The following is a 17,743-nucleotide window of genomic DNA, read 5'->3' as shown; positions in this document are numbered from 1 at the left end:
CTCATTCGTGCTGTCTACCCCCGAGGTCAAGAGCGAACTCGTGCGATTCCCGGTGCAGAGCACCGGCGAACGCGTTGCCGAGGTTGCCACGATCCTCCGTCTTGCAGGCGGGCTGCACACCATTTCCGGCCGCATCGCTCTGGAGGCCGAGCTTCACACCCCCCAAATCGTGCAGCGCGTGCGCAAGGATCTCGCCGAATTGTACGGAATCCGCTCCGACGCCAAGCAGCTGCCCCCTTCGAGCACCCGACCCGGCGCGCCGCAGTTCCTCGTCCGCGTCCTCGACGGCGAGACACTCGCCCGACAGCTCGGACTGCTCGACCAGCGGCGCCGACAGATTCGCGGCCTGCCGAATCGACTGACCACAGGCGCGCAGGCCGAACTCGCAGCGATCTGGCGAGGCGCGTTCCTCGCCAGGGGCGGGCTGACCGCACCGGGTCGTTCCGCGAACCTCGAGATCGTGTGCCCGAGCAACGAGGTCGCCATGGCGCTCGTGGGAGCGGCGAGCCGCATCGGCGTCGACGCGAAGAGCCGTGAGATCCGCGGGCAGCACAAGGTGCTCATTCGCGACAGCGAAGCGATCAGCGAGATGCTGGGCTTGATCGGCGCCCAGGAGGCGCGGAAGAACTGGGACGAACTGCGTCGCGCCCGGGAGACTCGCGCAACCGCGAACCGCCTCGTGAACTTCGACGATGCGAACCTTCGCCGCTCCGCGCAGGCGTCGGTTGCTGCGTGCGCCCGAGTGGAGCGAGCCATGGAGCTGCTCGGAGACAGCATTCCCGAGCATCTGCGCTACGCCGGCGAACTGCGACTCACACATCGGGAGGCGAGCCTCGACGACCTCGGGGCACGGGCTGATCCGCCGCTCACGAAGGATGCCGTGGCCGGCCGCATCAGGCGGTTGCTCGCGATGGCCGACAAGGAAGCGGAAGTGCGCGGCGTACCGGGCACGGAGGCGAGCCTGCCCGACGAACTCGACAGAATTTAGCGTCTGGCGAACAGCGGCGATCAGACGGTCGTCTCGGACTGCCTTTCCCACCACGGGGAGAGCTCCCGCCATAGACTGAATCCGACAACTGTTCACCGAGAGATTGGATCGCCACATGGCCGCCTACTCACTTCCCGAGCTTCCTTATGATTACGCCGCTCTCGAGCCGCACATCAGCGGCAAGATCATGCAGTTGCATCACGACAAGCACCACCAGGCCTACGTGACCGGAGCGAACACCGCTCTCGAGCAGCTGGCAGAGGCGCGCGAGTCGAACAACCTCGCGGCCGTCAACAAGCTGGAGAAGGACCTCGCGTTCAACCTCGGCGGCCACGTCAACCACACGATCTTCTGGAACAACCTCTCGCCGGAGGGTGGAGACCGCCCCGAAGGCGAGCTCGCCGCCGCGATCGACGAGTACTTCGGCGGTTTCGAGAAGTTCCAGGCGCATTTCACCGCGACGGCTCTCGGCGTTCAGGGCTCGGGATGGGCAGTGCTCGCGTGGGACGTGCTCGGTCAGCGCCCGAACATCGTGCAGCTCTTCGACCAGCAGGGCAACCTCCCCGCGGGCACGATTCCGCTGCTGCAGCTCGATGTCTGGGAGCACGCCTACTACCTCGACTACCTCAACGTGCGCGCCGACTACGTCAAGGCGTTCTGGAACATCGCGAACTGGCAGGATGTGGCACGTCGCTTCGAAGCGGCGCGCACGCAGACGTCCGGCCTGATCTGAATTCCGCACCTCGAGGAGCCCACCTGTTCATGCGCACCATAGAATCACTCGGATCGCTGCGATCGAAGACGGTCGTCGTCCGATGCGATCTCAATGTTCCTCTGAGCGACGGCGTCATCTCGGATGACGGCCGTATCCGTGCTTCGCTCTCGACCATCCGCGAATTGCGCGATGCCGGGGCGAAGCTCGTGCTCATCAGCCATCTCGGTCGCCCGAAGGGCGAACCGGACGCTCGGTACTCGTTGCGTCCGGTCGCTGAGCGCATGAGCGAACTGCTCGGGGCACCGGTGCGCTTCGTCGAAGAGACCATCGGAGACGCCGCCTCGGCTGCGGTCTCCGGTCTCTCCGACGGCGAGGTGGTGCTCCTCGAGAATCTGCGGTTCTCGGCCGCGGAAACAAGCGCCGATGCTGCCGAGCGACGTGCCTTCGCTGAGCGTTTGGCAGCCTTCGGGGACGCCTTCGTCTCGGACGGCTTCGGCGTCGTGCACCGGCAGCAGGCGAGCGTCTACGAACTCGCGCAGTTGCTGCCGAGCGCTGCCGGTCGTCTCGTCGCCGCAGAGTTGGACGTGCTGCAGCGCCTGACCGTGAACGCGGCTCGGCCGTACACCGTGGTGCTCGGCGGCTCGAAAGTCTCCGACAAGCTCGGTGTGATCTCCCATCTGCTCGAGCGGGTCGACACGCTGCTCATCGGCGGAGGGATGCTGTTCACATTCCTCGCCGCACAAGGTCACGCGGTCGCTGCGAGCCTCCTCGAAGCCGACCAGCTCGACACCGTGCGCGGGTACCTCTCGGAGGCTGAACGTCGCGGGGTGCGCATCGTGCTCCCCACGGACATCATCGTGGCCGAGAAGTTCGCCGCCGACGCCGCGCATGAGACGGTGCCGGCCGATGCGATCGAGTCCTCGAGCTTCGGAGCGAAGGGCCTCGGTCTCGACATCGGCCCGAAGTCAGCAGACGCCTTTGCCGCCGTCATCGCCGAATCGGCGACCGTCTTCTGGAACGGCCCGATGGGCGTGTTCGAACTCGATGCGTTCGCGTCGGGCACTCGGACCGTCGCACGCGCTTTGACGGAGACCGACGGCTTCACCGTCGTCGGGGGCGGTGACTCCGCTGCAGCGGTCCGCGCGCTGGGGTTCTCGGACGACCAGTTCGGCCACATCTCCACCGGCGGCGGTGCGAGTCTCGAATACTTGGAGGGCAAGTCACTGCCCGGCTTGGAGGTACTGGCATGACCGGAAACACCCAGGAAGGCGCGGATGCCAGGCAGCCGCTGCCGTTCACGGAGCGCACGCCGCTGATCGCGGGCAATTGGAAGATGAACCTCGACCATCTTCAGGCGATCGCACTCGTGCAGAAGCTCGCTTGGGGCCTGTCAGATGTGCGGCATGATTTCTCGGCCGCCGAAGTGGCCGTCTTCCCTCCGTTCACCGATCTCCGCTCGGTGCAGACCCTGCTCGCAGCCGACAAGCTCTCGCTCACCCTCGGAGCACAGGATGTCTCGCCGCACGAAGCCGGTGCGTACACCGGAGACATCTCCGCGGCGATGCTCGCGAAGCTCGACGTATCGTATGTACTCGTCGGGCACTCCGAGCGACGTCAGGGACACGGTGAGAGCGATGAGACCGTCGGGCTGAAGGCCCGGGCCGCTCATGCTTCGGGAATGGTGCCGATGATCTGCGTCGGTGAGACGGCTGCGGACTTGGAGGAGCACGGCGCTGCGGCGATCCCCGTCGCTCAGCTGACGACCGCTCTGGCGCACCTCCCGGAGGATGCGGAGTTCGTCGTTGCCTACGAGCCCGTGTGGGCGATCGGCAGCGGGCAGGCGGCCACCCCGGAGCAGGCGGAAGACGTCGCTCGGGCGCTGCGCGAGCACCTGCGCGATCTGCGAGGCGATGACCGCGCCGCGCGCACGCGCATTCTCTACGGAGGATCAGTCGCCAGCCAGAACATCGCCGGATTCATGCGCCAGCCCAATGTCGACGGTGCTCTTGTCGGCGGAGCGAGCTTGAAGGTCGACGAGTTCACTCGGATCATTCAGTTCCAGAAGCATGTGACGGCCGGCTAAAACGACTCCACGCTATACTGGACGTTGGCCTTACGCGCCCGCGACCTCGAAAGGTGCACTTCGTGCTCATTCTGAAGATCATTCTGCTCGTCATCCTCGTGATCACGAGCCTGCTGCTCACCCTGTTCATCCTGCTCCACAAGGGGCGCGGGGGAGGGCTCTCCGACATGTTCGGAGGCGGGGTGACGTCGAGCCTCGGCTCATCGGGAGTCGCGGAGCGCAACCTCAATCGCATCACCGTCGTCGTGTCCCTCATTTGGGGAGCTTCGATCATCGCGCTCGGGCTCATCGCGCGCTTCTCCGTCGTCTAGACGGCGCGCTCACCCGATCCAGCAGCAGAAAGGCAATTCGTGGCAGGCAGTAACGCCATCCGTGGCGCCCGCGTCGGTTCCGGCCCCATGGGGGAGAAGGATCACGGCTCACGCGCCGAACGCACGCAGATCTCATACTGGGATGCCCTCGGAAACGAAACGGTGCGCTATTTCGCATCCGACGTTCCCGATGAGGAGATTCCCGAGCAGATCGATTCTCCGACGACCGGCCTCCCCGCCGGGCGCGACAAGGAGAATCCTCCGCTGCTTCCGAAGAACGAACCGTTCAAGACGCACCTCGCGTACGTGAAGGAGCGTCGCACGCCCGAGGAGGCGGAAGAGCTTCTCGAGGCTGCGCTGCAGAAGCTGCGCACTCGACGAGGCACCGCGCGCAAGTCAGCGTAGCCCGCAGACGAAAACGGCCCCAGAGCACTGCGCTCTGGGGCCGTTTTTGTCGATCGGCGCTGTCGCACTCAGTCGAGCGACGACAACGCCTCGGTGAGTGCGCGGACCGTAGCTGCAGGGTCGGCGCACTCGATCGCGAACACCGGCCGATCGCGCTCGGCGAGAACTGAGCGATCGCCGCGGGCCTGCGCTGTGATCAGAGCGTCGAAGCCGCGATCCGAGCCTGGGATCGGCAGCGGTTCCGGATCCGCCTCCGTGAGCTGCAGGAAGACTGCCGCTGCAGGACCGCCCTTGTGCAGCTGGCCGGTGGAGTGCAGATAGCTCGGGCCCCACCCGAGGGCGACCGGGCAGCCGGTCGCCTCCGCGAGCCGGTCGCGAAGCGTGTGCAACGGTTCCGACTCGTCGCCCTGCGGGTCGAGGTACGCCTGGAGCGAGAGATACCCCGCATGCTGAGCCGCCTGGCGCACCTGCCCGATGAATCCCGTCACGTCGGACACGTCCACTCCGGACGGCGTCGAGAGTACCCGGGCGCCTCCGGAGCCGGCGAGTTCGGCTCCATCGTCACCGCCCGGTGCAGCTGTGTCACTGTCGAGCGCCGACCGCGCAGCGACCTTCGCCGACTCGACATCGGGCTGGTTGAACGGGTCGATGCCCATGAGCCGGCCCAGCACTGCAGTTGCGACTTCCCAGGTGAGCACCTGCGCGCCCAGCGTGCCTGCGACGCCGATCGACGCGCGCTGGCCGGAGACCTCAGCTACTTCGCCACCGTCGCCGGCAAGCCTGACCACGGTCACGCTCGCGGGCACGGTCGCGAATTCCGGAGCACCCGCATCGAGTGCGACCGGCAAGACGCCCTGCCCCTCCTTGCCGGTCGATTCGGCGACGAGCTGCTCGATCCAGTGGCCGAGCCCCCAAGCGGCCGAACCGTCTTCCACGAGAGCCAGCACGAAGCGACGCGGCAGCCCGGCGTAGATCGCCGAAGCGAGGCGCAACGCGGGGTTCTCCGCGTGGTCTGAGGAGACGCTGGCGCGCACAGCCTCCGCATCCTGGAGGAGGCGCCCCAGGTCGGCTCCGGCGAGCCCGGCGGGCACCAGGCCGAATGCGGTCAGTGCTGAGAATCGGCCTCCCACATTCGGGTCGGCCGTGAACACGCGACGGCCGGCGGCACGGGACTCCTCGTCGAGCGGGGAGCCAGGGTCGGTCACGATGATGATGCGCTCAGACGGCTCGATCCCGGCCACCCGGAACGCATCCTCGAACGCGGCGAGGTGGCTGCGGGTCTCGATCGTTCCACCCGACTTCGAGCTCACGACGACCGCGGTGCGGGCCAAATCTCCGGCGAGCGCGCGTCGCACCACATCGGGATGGGTGGAGTCGATCATGGTGAGATCGACTCCGGCCCAGCGAGTGATGACTGCAGGAGCCAGGCTCGATCCGCCCATGCCGCAGAGCACGACGCGATCGACGCCATCGGCGCGCAGGTCGGAGCGCAGCTGCTCGATCTCCGCGATCAGGCGCTCAGCGGTAGCGGCGACATCGGTCCAGCCGAGCCGAATCGCGGCTTCCGCCGCAGCCGCTTCACCCCAGAGGGTCGCGTCGTGGGCGAAGATACGTCCCGCGACACGATCCTCGACGAGCGTCGCGAGCGCTGCTTCCGCGTCCCGCAGACCGCCATCGACGGTGACCTCCAGGGCCATGCTCAACGAGCCTCTCGAAGTGCCTGCTCGACCGTGCCGAGCAGCTCCGACCAGGAAGCCTCGAACTTCTGCAGGCCCTCCTGCTCCAGCAGCTCGGTGACCTCGGCGTAGTCGACGCCGAGGGCGTCGATCGCGTTGAGCACCTGGTTCGACTCCAGGTACGATCCCGTGATCGTGTCGCCGGGGACGTGCCCGTGGTCGGCGAATGCCCGCAGCGTCGCCTCCGGCATCGTATTCACGGTGTTCGGAGCGATGAGACCCGTCACATACGCCGTATCCGCGAGCGCGGGATCCTTCACGCCCGTCGACGCCCACAGCGGACGCTGCGGATTCGCGCCGAGCCCGACGAGGAACCGAGCACGTTCGGTGTCGAACGACTGCTCGAACACCTCGTATGCGAGGCGGGCGTTCGCGATGCCCGCCTGCCCGGTGAGCGCGAGCGCCTCCGGTGTGCCGATCTCGCGAAGTCGACGGTCGATCTCGGAGTCGACGCGAGACACGAAGAAGGACGCGACCGAATGAATCGTCGAGAGATCGATGCCCGCAGCACGAGCGCGCTCGAGGCCAGCGAGGTACGCATTGATCACCTGGCGGTAGCGCTCGAGGCTGAAGATCAACGTGACGTTGACGCTGATCCCCGCCGCGATGGTCTCGGTGATCGCATCGAGCCCCTCGACGGTCGCCGGAATCTTGATCATGGCGTTCGGACGGTCGACGCGAGCCCAGAGATCCTGAGCCTGGGTCGCCGTACCGGCCGTGTCGCGGGCCAGGCCCGGCTCGACCTCGATCGACACCCGGCCGTCTCGTCCGCCGGTCGACGCGTACACGTCGGCGAGCAGGTCGCATGCGTCGGCCACATCCGCGGTCGTGAGCTCCACGATCGCCGCATCCGTGTCGAGTCCGCGCGCAGCGGCGTCCTTGAGCCGGTCTCCGTAGCCGTCGCCGCCGCCGATGGCGTTTGCGAAGATCGTCGGATTCGTGGTCACACCGACCACGTTCACCGTTTCCACCATCGAGGCGAGCTCGCCGCTCTCGAGGCGATGGCGCGACAGATCGTCGAGCCAGATGCTGACTCCGGCCTCACTGAGGGCGGAGGTATGAGGGTTCGTCATCCTGTGCTGATCCTTTCAGAGATGCGGGTTCAGGCGGCGAGCGACGCGTGCGCAGCTGCGACGACGGCGTCGGTCGTGATGCCGAACTCGCGGAAGAGTGTCTGGTAGTCGGCGGAGGCGCCGAAGTGCTCGATCGACACGGAGCGACCGCGGTCGCCCACGATCCGGTCCCAGCCGAGGGAAAGACCGGCCTCGACGCTCACGCGCGCGGTCACCGCCTTCGGGAGCACGCTCTCGCGGTACTCCTCCGTCTGCTCGGCGAACCACTCGAGGCTCGGCGCCGACACGACGCGCGCTCCCACGCCCTCGGCGGCGAGACGCTCGCGCGCCTCGACGGCGAGCTGCACCTCTGAGCCGGTGGCGATCAGCAGGACGTCCGTCGAATCCGTGGGGGAGTCGGCGAGCACGTAGGCGCCCCTTCGCACTCCCTCCGCGGCCTGCTCGACGCTCGCGAAATCTCCGCCGCGCGGCAGCACCGGCACGTTCTGCCGGGTGAGCGCGAGGCCCGACGGGCCCGCATTGCGCGTGAGGATCTCGTGCCAAGCGATGGCCGTCTCGTTGGCGTCGGCAGGGCGCACCACTGCGAGATTCGGAATCGCGCGGAGCGTGGCGAGCTGCTCGATCGGCTGGTGCGTCGGTCCGTCCTCTCCGAGGGCGACCGAATCGTGCGTCCAGACGAACACGCTGGGCACGTTCATCAGGGCGGCGAGGCGCACAGCGGGCCGCATGTAGTCGCTGAAGATCAGGAAGGTGCCGCCGTAGCTGCGCGTCTTCCCGTGCAGCTGGATGCCGTTGAGGATCGCGCCCATCGCGTGCTCGCGAATGCCGAAGTGCAGCACACGGCCGTAGGGATCGCCCTGCCACGCGTTGGTGGAGCGCTCCGCAGGGACGAAGGACGGCGCGTTCGGGATGGTCGTGTTGTTCGATCCGGCGAGGTCGGCGGATCCGCCCCAGAGCTCGGGCATCACGGGGCCGAGCGCGGCGAGCACCTTGCCGCTCGCGGAACGGGTCGCGATGCTCTCGCCGGGCTCGAACGTCGGCAGCACCTCGAGCGCTTCGGCCGGAAGCTGCTGGGCTTCGACCCGGTCGAAGAGCGCCTTGCGATCCGGATTCGCGGTCGCCCACGCATCGAATCCCACCTGCCACTCAGCACGCTTCTCCGCCCCGCGCTGCACGGCCGCGCGGGTGTGCTCGATCACCTCAGGCGCGACGGCGAAATGCTGCTCCGGATCGAACCCGAGCGCGGTCTTCAGGCCGGCGAGCTCCTCGGAGCCGAGCTTCGCGCCGTGAATGCCGCCGGTGTTCTGTTTCCCGGGGGAGGGCCAGCCGATGATCGTGTTGACGATGATGAGCGAGGGCTTCGAGGTCTCCGCCTGAGCGGCTTCGATCGCTCCGTGCAGCTCGGCGATGTCCTCGACGTACGACCCCGACTTCTTCCAGTCGACCTCGATGACCTGCCACCCGTAGGCCTCGTAGCGCTTCGCCACGTCCTCGGAGAACGAGATGTTCGTGTCGTCCTCGATCGAGATCTGGTTGGAGTCGTAGATCGCGATGAGATTGCCGAGCTCCTGGTGACCGGCGAGCGACGACGCCTCGCTCGTCACGCCCTCCTGCAGATCGCCGTCTCCGGCGACGACGTAGATGAAGTGATCGAAGGGGCTCGTCCCGGGTGCCGCCTCCGGGTCGAACAGGCCGCGCTCGTAGCGCGCGGCGTACGCGAACCCGACTGCCGAAGCGAGGCCCTGCCCGAGGGGGCCGGTGGTGATCTCGACACCGTCGGTGTGACCGTACTCGGGGTGGCCCGGCGTCTTCGAACCCCAGGTGCGCAACGACTTCAGATCGTCGAGCTCGAGACCGTACCCGCCGAGGTACAGCTGCACGTACTGCGTGAGCGACGAGTGGCCAACGGAGAGGATGAACCGGTCGCGCCCGACCCAGTGAGGATCCGACGGATCGTGACGGAGCACCTTCTGGTGCAGCAGGTACGAGACCGGAGCGAGGCTGATCGCCGTGCCCGGGTGCCCGTTGCCCACCTGTTCCACGGCATCCGCCGCAAGTACCCGCGCGGTGTCGACCGCGCGATCGTCGAGTTCATCCCACTGCAGTTCGTTCGCCAAGACGTTCCTTTCCGGCTGAATCGGGGTGAACGCCGCCCTGGCGCACCCCCGCACAATCTTATCGAACGGCGGGGTACCATAGAAGGTGATGTCCACGCAGATCCCAGCCCAGACTCAGGCCCGCGCTACCGCAGGGCGACCCTCGTTCGGCCGTACGGTCAAGAACTACGTCGCCCTGACGAAACCCCGGGTCATGGAGCTGTTGCTGGTGGTCACCGTTCCCGCGATGATCCTCGCGCAGGGCGGCCTCCCCAACCTGTGGCTCGTGCTCGCGACCCTCATCGGCGGCGCCATGAGCGCCGGGTCGGCGGGAGCGTTCAATTGCTACATCGACCGCGACATGGATCGCAAGATGAAGCGCACGGAGAACCGCCCCCTCGTCACCGGTGAGATCTCCGATCGCAACGCCCTGATCTTCTCCTGGGTGATGGGCTTCCTCTCCGTCGTATGGCTGGCGCTGACGACGAACCTGCTCGCCGCCGCGCTCTCCGCAGGTGCGATCTTCTTCTACGTCGTCATCTACACGATCGTGCTGAAGCGTCACAGCGAGCAGAACATCGTCTGGGGCGGGATCGCCGGCTGCTTCCCCGTGCTCATCGGGTGGGCCGCGGTCACCGGCACACTGGACTGGCCCGCGTGGGTGCTGTTCCTCGTCATCTTCCTCTGGACGCCGGCGCACTACTGGCCGCTCTCGATGAAGTACCGCAACGACTACGCAGCCGCCGGCGTGCCGATGCTCGGAGTCGTGCGCGGTCGGGTCACCGTCGGGCTGCAAGTCATCCTGTACACCTGGGCGACCGTCGCGGCGAGCCTGCTGCTGATCCCCGTCGCCGAGATGGGCTGGACCTACACCGTCGCGTCACTCGTATTCGGCGGATACTTCATCGTGCAGGCGCACCGGCTGTACGCGCACGCGATCCGGGGCGAGGCCGGGAAGCCGATGCAGGTGTTCCACACGGCGAACATCTACCTCTCGGTCATCTCGCTCGTGATCGCGGTCGACGCACTGCTGCCCTTCTAAGCGGCGCGCGCCGCTTCGCTCAGCACGCGCGCTCCCGGTCCTTCGCGTCCCGCGCGCGCTCCGCCCGCGCGCGCCCCGCCCGCTCCCGTGCGCCCTGCCCGCTCCCGCTCGCCCTGCCCGCTCCCGCTCGCCCTGCCCGCTCCCGCGCGCCGCCCGCTCCCGCTCAAGCGCGCCCCGCCCGCTCCCGCGCGCCGTTCGAGAGCGCAATTGGTGCTCGATTTAGGGCGCGCTGCATGCCGAACTGCGCTCTCGAGCGCCTTCTCCAGGCCGCCGTCGTTCCCTCCGTGCCACTCCGCTCCCGTGCAACGCCGCGCGCGCCTCCGCACCTCTTCGCGTCCGCACCTTCGCCCCACCGCACCTCTTCGCGTCCGCGCCTCCGTCGAAAGCGCGGTTCATGCTCGGTCCGAGAGCGGTTCGCTGCCGAACTGCGCTCTCGCGCACAGACTCTGGGGCGGCCGAGACCCACAGACCAATCGAAGTCCTCCACATCGCGCATTGCACGTCGCGCATCGCACCTCGCGCGGCGCGCTGTAGGCTGGCGGGCCTGTGGATAACACCTGCGCGACCAGTCCCCACAGTGACAAGCTCTCCGCATGTCACGACAACTCCTGAGGATCACGCAGACATTCGGCACGCAACCGTTCTCCGTCACAACGGCACTCGACGCCGGTTTCGGCAGGGGAGCGCTGCGCAACCGCACGCTCACTCGCCCGCACCGCGGCGTGCGCACGGCATGCGAGGTCGATCCCTCACTCGTGAGCCGGGCAATCGCCCTCCGGCCGAAGCTTCGCCCGGGCGACCGCTTCAGCCACGCGACCGCCCTTGCACTTCTGGGCTGTCCGCTTCACGTCGCGCCCGGAACCCCAGTGGATGTGGCCTCCGCACCGGGTACCACGCCGATGCGCAGGGCTGGCGTGGCCGGGCACCGCACGACGAACGGACTCGCGCTCGAGCTGCAGGTGCCCGCAGGATTGTGGACGAATGAAAGTGCACTTGGCCTCCCCGTTTCGCTCCCGGCCGACGCTGTGAGGGAAGCGGCCACCATGCTTCCCGGGCCGGAGCTGGTCGTCGCGCTCGACTCGCTCCTGCACAGAGGCCCCGCTCACTTCGACAACGCGGTGGCGATTCTCTCAGAGCACCTGATGGAGGATCTTCGTGCAGCCCGTCGCACGCGGGGCGCCGTGCGCCTCAGTATCGCGCTGAGACTCGCGAGGCACGGCGCTGAGTCGCGATTGGAGACGCTCTTGCGGCTCATCGGCGAAAGCGTCGGAATCTCGGACCTCATGACTCAGGGCGCGATTCGAACCGTGTACGAGGAGATCGGCCGGTTCGACCTCACCGACGAGGCGACGCGGAGCTTCTTCGAGTACGACGGAGCGCAGCACCGGACCTCTCGCACGCAGTACCTCCGGGACATCGCCCGCTATGACGGTGCGCGTGATGCCGGATGGCGCGGGCTGCGCTTCCATGCGGAGGACGTGCTCCTCATGCCCGATCGCACGGCGGCGCGCATGCTGGTTCGGCTCGGACGCGAACCGGAGCGCATTCCGAGGTCCGTCGCGAAGTTTCTCTCGGAGGGCCGCACGTCGTCGCTCGAGCCAGCCGCACCGCGCCAAAGATAGTCGCCGAAAGCGCGGTTGGTGCTCAGCGGGGACAAACTCAGGTGCCGAAATGCGCTTTCGGGGAGGGTGAGGCAGGGATCGGACTCCGCTAGGCGCCAGGCGCCAGGCGCCAGGCCCGTAGGCGGCGGGCCTGCAGGCGGCAGGCGGCAGGGCTCGGCAGGCGTCTGCGCCCCGGGCCGCTGCTGAGCGGCGCGCGCATTGCCGGAGAACGACGGGAGAGCGAGCAGCCCTATTCGACCTCGATCGCCGCCGCGGGTGCAGCTGCCGGCCGCTTGAGACGCAGCACTACGACCGTCATGGCCGCAGCGGTGAGCGCCGCGAGCACCATGTGCACCCCGACGGCGAACGGGGGGAGCCCGGCGCGCGCCTGGTAGATCCCGATCGCAATCTGCACGATGAGTGCCGCGAACAGCGCGATGACCCAGCGGAGCGGACGCAGGCGGCGAGCCGCGGCCCACACGAGGAGAGCCAGCGTCAACGCGAAGGCGATGTACCCGGGCCACGCGTGGATGTGGCTCATGAGCACTGCGTCGATGCCATCGCGTTGGATGGTCGAGTCGCCCGAGTGCGGGCCCGACCCGGTCGTCAGCACACCGAAGATCACCGTGACCGCCATCGCGAGCGTGGTCACGTGCGTGAGGATCGCGAACTCCTTCGGCACCACGCGTTCGCGGGGCCCGCCCATCTCGTACATGCGGGTGAGGTAGGCCGCCGTGATGCAGACGAGCGCGAGCGAGATCACGTAGTGAATGCCGACGAGGTTCGCGTTCAGGTGGAGCCAGACGATGATGCCTCCGATGAGGGCCTGCAGCACCACGAGACCCAGGACCACCGACGCGATCGCGAAGAGGTCGCGACGGCTCGCGCGCAGCCGCCACGTGAGCACGAAGACGAGAATCGCGCTGATCAGCAACGGTCCGGAGATGGTGCGGTTTCCGAACTCGATCAGCGAGTGGTAGGTCAGCTCCTCTGTGGGAACGAGCGAGCCGGGGGCGCAGAGCGGCCAGTTCGGGCAGCCGAGGCCGGAGCCGGTGAGCCGCACGGCACCGCCGGTGCCGATGATGAACGTGTTCAGCACGAAGGACGCCCAGGCCACGATCCGGAGGAAGCGCGAGGCGACCCCGAGATGCGGGACGGGCGGCCGCGGGGCGATGGTGCTTGCGGTGGGCGCGCTGGACAACGGGTCTCCTCTCGGCTGCTTCCCAGAGTCATGAGACGCCCTGAGCGGACATCCCCCGAAACTATCGGAAACCTGTAGAATGGGAAGCTGTGGTTGCGAACGTCGAACCGAGCGTTTCGGTGCTCTGCATCGGATCTGCCCGGTGACGTACGAAGCCCAGAATACTGCACCGCTGCAGGGAACCCGATGTGCGCATCCATCCACGGAACGCGCGCACTCCGCCGACCGGATCCCTCCGGCTCGGCCAGGGTTTCCCGGGCGAGACGAAGAATGAGGGAGGGATCATGCCAGAGGTACTGATCGACCGACCCGAGCTCGAAGGCTTGGGCCAGTACGAATTCGGCTGGCACGACAGCGACGAAGCCGGCGCGATTGCAAAGCGCGGACTCAGCGAGCAGGTCGTGCGCGAGATTTCGGCACTGAAGAACGAGCCGGAATGGATGCTCCAGCGTCGCCTGAAAGCGCTGCAGATCTTCGGTCGGAAGCCGATGCCAGCGTGGGGCGCCGACCTCTCCGATATCGACTTCGACAACATCAAGTACTTCGTGCGCTCCACGGAGAAGCAGGCCACCACGTGGGAGGAGCTGCCCGAGGAGATCAAGGAGACCTACGAGCGTCTCGGCATCCCCGAGGCAGAGCGCCAGCGCCTCGTCGCCGGCGTGGCGGCTCAGTACGAGTCGGAGGTCGTCTACCACCAGATCCGCGAGGACCTGGAGGAGCAGGGCGTGCTCTTCCTCGACACCGACACGGCGCTCCGCGAGCACCCCGAGATCTTCGAAGAGTACTTCGGCACCGTCATCCCCTCCGGCGACAACAAGTTCGCGGCGCTGAACACGGCCGTCTGGTCGGGCGGCTCCTTCGTGTACGTTCCCAAGGGCGTCCACGTCGAGATCCCGCTCCAGGCCTACTTCCGCATCAACACGGAGAACATGGGCCAGTTCGAGCGCACGCTCATCATCGCCGACGAGGGCAGCTACGTGCACTACATCGAGGGTTGCACGGCGCCGATCTACAAGTCGGACTCGCTGCACTCCGCCGTCGTCGAGATCATCGTGAAGAAGAACGCGCGAGTGCGCTACACCACGATCCAGAACTGGTCGACCAACGTGTACAACCTGGTCACCAAGCGTGCGATCGCCGAAGAGGGCGCGACCATGGAGTGGGTCGATGGCAACATCGGCTCGAAGGTCACCATGAAGTACCCGTCGATCTACCTCACGGGTGAGCACGCCAAGGGCGAAACGCTGTCGGTCGCCTTCGCGGGACCGGGCCAGCACCAGGACACCGGTGCGAAGATGATCCACCTCGCGCCGAACACGAAGTCCTCGATCCTCGCGAAGTCCATCGCTCGGGGCGGCGGACGCACCGGCTACCGCGGTGAGGTGCGCATCGAGGCTAACGCCCGGCACTCCGCCAACTCGGTGGTCTGCGACGCGCTGCTCGTCGACACGATCTCGCGCAGCGACACCTACCCGGCGATCGACATCCGCACGGATGACGCGGAGCTCGGACACGAAGCCACGGTCTCCCGCGTCAGCGAGGAGCAGCTGTTCTACCTCATGAGCCGCGGGCTCGCCGAGGAAGAGGGCATGGCGATGATCGTCCGCGGCTTCATCGAGCCGATCGCTCGCGAGTTGCCCATGGAGTACGCGCTCGAACTGAACAAGCTCATCGAGATGGGCATGGAAGGATCCGTCGGATAATGACGCAAGCTGTTGCACCGAAGGAAACTGCTCAGCACGGCCTGACCGCGCACTCCGACGGGGACTGGGCGAACCGCGTGCCCGTCCAGACCCGGTCGGAGCGGCCCGTATCGACCGACGTCGCCGACTTCGCCGAGGTGACGGGCCGCGAAGCGGTCTGGAAGTACACGCCCGTCGCGAAACTCGACGCGCTGCTCAACGGCCAGCTCGACGGATCGCGGGTACCCGTGTCCGTTTCGGCGGTCGCCGGCGTGACGTCGGAGTGGGTCGCGCGATCGGACGCGCGCATCGGACGCGCCGGAACGCCCGAGGAGCGCGGCGCTGCTGCGGCCTGGTCGGCGTTCGGTGAGGCGCACGTCGTGACGGTGTCGTCGGAAGAGCCGGTGACCGCTGTGGTCACGCGTGACGCACTCGATACGACGCCGCGCGCCGGCCACACCGTCATCGAAGCTGCCCCGCACTCCCAGGGCCTCGTCATCCTCGAGAACACGGGCGCCGCTCATCTCTCCGAGAATGTCGAAATCGTCGTCGGCGACGGCGCGAAGCTGACGGTCGTGAGCGTGCAGCAGTGGAACGACGAGGCCATTCACCTCGCGAGCCACTACGCGACGGTCGGCCGTGACGCGTCGGTGACGCACATCGTCGTGTCACTCGGCGGGAAGATCGTCCGCTTGAACCCCTCGATCCATCTCGATCACGAGGGCGCCAACGGGGAAGCGCTCGGCGCGTACTTCGCCGACGCCGGTCAGCACCTGGAGCACCAGGTGTACATGGACCACGACGCTCCCCACACGCGCAGCCGCGTCACCTACAAGGGCGCGCTGCAGGGCGAGGGCGCTCACACCGTCTGGATCGGCGACGTGCTGATCCGCAACAACGCCAACGGCACCGACAGCTACGAGCAGAACCGAAACCTGGTGCTGACCGAGGGCACGCGGGCGGATTCGATCCCGAATCTCGAGATCGAGACCGGCGACATCGAGGGAGCCGGTCACGCCAGCGCGACCGGACGCTTCGACGACGAGCACATCTTCTACCTGCAGAGCCGCGGCATCTCCGCGGAGGAGGCGCGCAAGCTCGTGGTGCGCGGCTTCCTGTTCGAGGTCATCGCCCGGATCGGCGACGCAGCGACGGAGGAACGCCTCCACGCCGCCGTCGAATCCGAGCTCGCGGACTCCGTCCGCTGATGCCGCGGCAGAAGGTGCTCGCAGTCAGCGACCTCGTGCAGGACCAAGCGGTCCGCGTCGTCGTCGACGATGTGCCGATCGCGGTCGTGCTCGACGGGACCGGCGCCGTGCACGCGATCGGCGATACGTGCAGCCACGGTCAGGTCAGCCTTGCCGAAGGCTTCGTGGACGGCGACACCCTCGAGTGCTGGGCGCACGGTTCAGCGTTCTCGCTGGTGACCGGAGTGCCCGAGAATTTCCCGGCCTACGAACCGGTTCCCGTCTTCGTCGTCGAGATCGAGGACGGCGACGTGTACATCGACCCCAACGTTACGAAAGAGATTTAACACATGAGCTCCGTTCTTGAAATCAAAGACCTGCACGTCAGCGTCGAGACCGAGCAGGGCGCCAAGCCGATCCTCAAGGGTGTCGACCTCACCATCAAGCAGGGTGAGACCCACGCCATCATGGGACCGAACGGTTCGGGCAAGTCGACGCTCGCCTACGCGATCGCCGGCCACCCGCGCTACGAGGTCACGGGCGGGTCGATCCTGCTCGACGGCGAAGAGGTGCTCGAGATGGGCGTGGACGAGCGTGCGCAGGCCGGCATGTTCCTCGCGATGCAGTACCCCGTCGAGATTCCGGGCGTGACCAACGCGAACTTCCTCCGCACCGCAAAGACCGCGATCGACGGCGAGGCGCCGGCGATCCGCACCTGGATGAAGGACGTGAAGGAGGCCATGGGCAATCTGCGCATGGACGAGTCCTTCGCGGCGCGCAACGTCAACGAGGGCTTCTCGGGCGGCGAGAAGAAGCGCAACGAGATTCTGCAGCTCGAACTGCTGAAGCCGAAGTTCGCGGTGCTCGACGAGACCGATTCCGGCCTCGACGTCGACGCGCTGAAGGTCGTCTCCGAGGGAGTGAACCGCGCGAAGCAGAACACCGGGCTCGGCGTCCTGCTGATCACGCACTACACGCGCATCCTCCGGTACATCCAGCCCGACTTCGTGCACGTCTTCGTCAACGGCCGCGTCGCCGAAGAGGGCGGGCCCGAGCTCGCGAACCGACTCGAGGAAGAGGGCTACGACCGCTTCCTCGAGAGCGCATAAGGCGTAGGCTGGTCGCTATGAGCGAGGAAACCACGACGGTACCCCAGTCGATCGATCCGGAGTTCCGCGAACAGGCGTACGCGGCGCTGAAGAATGTCTCGGACCCCGAGCTCGGCGTGAACATCGTCGATCTCGGGCTGATCTACGATCTCGCCTTCGACGAGGAGCACGACGCGCTCGTGATCAGCATGACGCTGACGAGCGCCGGTTGCCCGCTCACGGACGTGATCGAGAACGACATCGCCGAGGCACTCGACGGTCTCGTGACGGCGTTCCGCATCAATTGGGTGTGGATGCCGCCGTGGACGCCGGAGCGCATCACGGACGACGGCCGCGACATGATGCGGGCACTCGGTTTTGCGATCTGAGAGAGCCCGGTGGGCTCTCTCACAACCGAGTGCCCTGCCGCAGGCAGCTCGGGTTTGCGATCTGAGAGAGCCCGGTGGGCTCTCTCACAACCGAGTGCCCTGCCGCAGGCAGCTCGGGGCGTCTTGAATTCCTGATCTGTGAGAAA

At 67.1% G+C, this 17,743-nt stretch carries 17 protein-coding genes; 13 read left to right on the top strand and 4 right to left on the bottom strand.

Annotation, left to right across the window (positions count from 1 at the left end):
* Positions 1 to 7 precede the first annotated feature (7 nt).
* The 6 genes from whiA to JE033_RS00875 all read left to right on the top strand — a co-directional run bounded on the left by whiA (position 8) and on the right by JE033_RS00875 (position 4,502).
* Entirely contained in the window at positions 8 to 988 is a 981-nt protein-coding gene (whiA, locus tag JE033_RS00900; protein ID WP_090148955.1) for a DNA-binding protein WhiA, read from the top strand.
* A 115-nt stretch (positions 989 to 1,103) separates the two neighbouring features.
* On the top strand, positions 1,104 to 1,721 hold the full coding sequence (locus JE033_RS00895; protein WP_090148957.1) for a superoxide dismutase: 618 nt from the start codon (positions 1,104 to 1,106) through the stop codon (positions 1,719 to 1,721).
* Positions 1,722 to 1,750: 29 nt separating this feature from the next.
* Positions 1,751 to 2,953 (top strand): phosphoglycerate kinase, encoded by a 1,203-nt coding sequence (gene pgk, locus JE033_RS00890; RefSeq protein WP_370567876.1) that lies wholly within the window; start codon positions 1,751 to 1,753, stop codon positions 2,951 to 2,953.
* Positions 2,950 to 3,786 (top strand): triose-phosphate isomerase, encoded by an 837-nt coding sequence (gene tpiA / locus JE033_RS00885; RefSeq protein ID WP_200328834.1) that lies wholly within the window; start codon positions 2,950 to 2,952, stop codon positions 3,784 to 3,786. Before pgk ends, tpiA begins: the two co-directional genes overlap by 4 nt.
* Before the next feature lie 62 nt (positions 3,787 to 3,848).
* The gene (gene secG, locus JE033_RS00880) at positions 3,849 to 4,097 is read left to right on the top strand and encodes a preprotein translocase subunit SecG (protein WP_090149806.1); all 249 of its coding nucleotides are present in this window, start codon (positions 3,849 to 3,851) and stop codon (positions 4,095 to 4,097) included.
* A 39-nt stretch (positions 4,098 to 4,136) separates the two neighbouring features.
* Entirely contained in the window at positions 4,137 to 4,502 is a 366-nt protein-coding gene (locus JE033_RS00875; protein WP_090148964.1) for an RNA polymerase-binding protein RbpA, read from the top strand.
* Positions 4,503 to 4,570: 68 nt separating this feature from the next.
* Here JE033_RS00875 and JE033_RS00870 read toward each other — a convergent pair whose 3' ends face one another.
* Genes JE033_RS00870 through tkt form a run of 3 tightly spaced genes read right to left on the bottom strand, consistent with a single transcriptional unit; the run spans position 4,571 to position 9,428 of the window.
* Positions 4,571 to 6,199, bottom strand: a complete 1,629-nt coding sequence (locus JE033_RS00870; RefSeq protein WP_200328832.1) for a glucose-6-phosphate isomerase — start codon at positions 6,197 to 6,199, stop codon at positions 4,571 to 4,573.
* A gap of 2 nt (positions 6,200 to 6,201) precedes the next feature.
* Entirely contained in the window at positions 6,202 to 7,311 is a 1,110-nt protein-coding gene (tal, locus tag JE033_RS00865) for a transaldolase (protein ID WP_200328830.1), read from the bottom strand.
* Positions 7,312 to 7,340: 29 nt separating this feature from the next.
* The gene (tkt, locus tag JE033_RS00860) at positions 7,341 to 9,428 is read right to left on the bottom strand and encodes a transketolase (protein ID WP_200328828.1); all 2,088 of its coding nucleotides are present in this window, start codon (positions 9,426 to 9,428) and stop codon (positions 7,341 to 7,343) included.
* 88 nt (positions 9,429 to 9,516) lie between these two features.
* Between tkt and JE033_RS00855 the strand changes: the two genes are divergently transcribed.
* Positions 9,517 to 10,449: a heme o synthase gene (locus JE033_RS00855; protein ID WP_200328826.1), complete on the top strand. Its 933-nt coding sequence runs from the start codon at positions 9,517 to 9,519 to the stop codon at positions 10,447 to 10,449.
* A gap of 593 nt (positions 10,450 to 11,042) precedes the next feature.
* On the top strand, positions 11,043 to 12,071 hold the full coding sequence (locus JE033_RS00850; protein ID WP_200328824.1) for a hypothetical protein: 1,029 nt from the start codon (positions 11,043 to 11,045) through the stop codon (positions 12,069 to 12,071).
* Positions 12,072 to 12,300: 229 nt separating this feature from the next.
* On the opposite strand, the gene JE033_RS00845 is transcribed toward JE033_RS00850, so the two are convergent.
* The gene (locus tag JE033_RS00845; protein WP_234037036.1) at positions 12,301 to 13,251 is read right to left on the bottom strand and encodes a heme A synthase; all 951 of its coding nucleotides are present in this window, start codon (positions 13,249 to 13,251) and stop codon (positions 12,301 to 12,303) included.
* A gap of 284 nt (positions 13,252 to 13,535) precedes the next feature.
* Between JE033_RS00845 and sufB the strand changes: the two genes are divergently transcribed.
* Genes sufB through JE033_RS00820 form a run of 5 tightly spaced genes read left to right on the top strand, consistent with a single transcriptional unit; the run spans position 13,536 to position 17,597 of the window.
* Positions 13,536 to 14,954, top strand: coding sequence for a Fe-S cluster assembly protein SufB (gene sufB, locus JE033_RS00840; RefSeq protein ID WP_090149813.1), 1,419 nt, complete (start codon positions 13,536 to 13,538; stop codon positions 14,952 to 14,954).
* Positions 14,954 to 16,141 carry a Fe-S cluster assembly protein SufD gene (sufD, locus tag JE033_RS00835; protein ID WP_200328821.1) on the top strand — a complete coding sequence of 396 codons (1,188 nt, stop codon included), beginning with the start codon at positions 14,954 to 14,956 and terminating at the stop codon, positions 16,139 to 16,141. Before sufB ends, sufD begins: the two co-directional genes overlap by 1 nt.
* Positions 16,141 to 16,467: a non-heme iron oxygenase ferredoxin subunit gene (locus tag JE033_RS00830; RefSeq protein ID WP_090148983.1), complete on the top strand. Its 327-nt coding sequence runs from the start codon at positions 16,141 to 16,143 to the stop codon at positions 16,465 to 16,467. Before sufD ends, JE033_RS00830 begins: the two co-directional genes overlap by 1 nt.
* Positions 16,468 to 16,470: 3 nt before the next feature.
* Complete coding sequence (gene sufC, locus JE033_RS00825) at positions 16,471 to 17,229, top strand: Fe-S cluster assembly ATPase SufC (RefSeq protein ID WP_090148986.1); 759 nt, start codon at positions 16,471 to 16,473, stop codon at positions 17,227 to 17,229.
* Between the two features lie 17 nt (positions 17,230 to 17,246).
* Positions 17,247 to 17,597 carry a metal-sulfur cluster assembly factor gene (locus tag JE033_RS00820; protein ID WP_234037035.1) on the top strand — a complete coding sequence of 117 codons (351 nt, stop codon included), beginning with the start codon at positions 17,247 to 17,249 and terminating at the stop codon, positions 17,595 to 17,597.
* Positions 17,598 to 17,743 lie beyond the last annotated feature (146 nt).

This window comes from Leucobacter sp. L43, from assembly GCF_016597785.1.
In the GTDB taxonomy this organism is placed as follows: Bacteria; Actinomycetota; Actinomycetes; order Actinomycetales; family Microbacteriaceae; genus Leucobacter; species Leucobacter alluvii.
Note: the sequence above shows the minus strand (reverse complement) of the source record. Positions and strands in the feature narration are given on the sequence as shown.

Bases quoted from the DNA above. Each gene is read 5' to 3' on its own strand.
- JE033_RS00895 (WP_090148957.1), top strand. From the start codon at position 1,104: ATGGCCGCCTACTCACTTCCCGAGCTTCCTTATGATTACGCCGCTCTC.
- pgk (WP_370567876.1), top strand. From the start codon at position 1,751: ATGCGCACCATAGAATCACTCGGATCGCTGCGATCGAAGACGGTCGTC.
- tpiA (WP_200328834.1), top strand. From the start codon at position 2,950: ATGACCGGAAACACCCAGGAAGGCGCGGATGCCAGGCAGCCGCTGCCG.
- JE033_RS00870 (WP_200328832.1), bottom strand. From the start codon at position 6,199: ATGGCCCTGGAGGTCACCGTCGATGGCGGTCTGCGGGACGCGGAAGCA.
- tal (WP_200328830.1), bottom strand. From the start codon at position 7,311: ATGACGAACCCTCATACCTCCGCCCTCAGTGAGGCCGGAGTCAGCATC.
- JE033_RS00855 (WP_200328826.1), top strand. From the start codon at position 9,517: ATGTCCACGCAGATCCCAGCCCAGACTCAGGCCCGCGCTACCGCAGGG.
- JE033_RS00850 (WP_200328824.1), top strand. From the start codon at position 11,043: ATGTCACGACAACTCCTGAGGATCACGCAGACATTCGGCACGCAACCG.
- sufB (WP_090149813.1), top strand. From the start codon at position 13,536: ATGCCAGAGGTACTGATCGACCGACCCGAGCTCGAAGGCTTGGGCCAG.
- sufD (WP_200328821.1), top strand. From the start codon at position 14,954: ATGACGCAAGCTGTTGCACCGAAGGAAACTGCTCAGCACGGCCTGACC.
- JE033_RS00830 (WP_090148983.1), top strand. From the start codon at position 16,141: ATGCCGCGGCAGAAGGTGCTCGCAGTCAGCGACCTCGTGCAGGACCAA.
- sufC (WP_090148986.1), top strand. From the start codon at position 16,471: ATGAGCTCCGTTCTTGAAATCAAAGACCTGCACGTCAGCGTCGAGACC.
- JE033_RS00820 (WP_234037035.1), top strand. From the start codon at position 17,247: ATGAGCGAGGAAACCACGACGGTACCCCAGTCGATCGATCCGGAGTTC.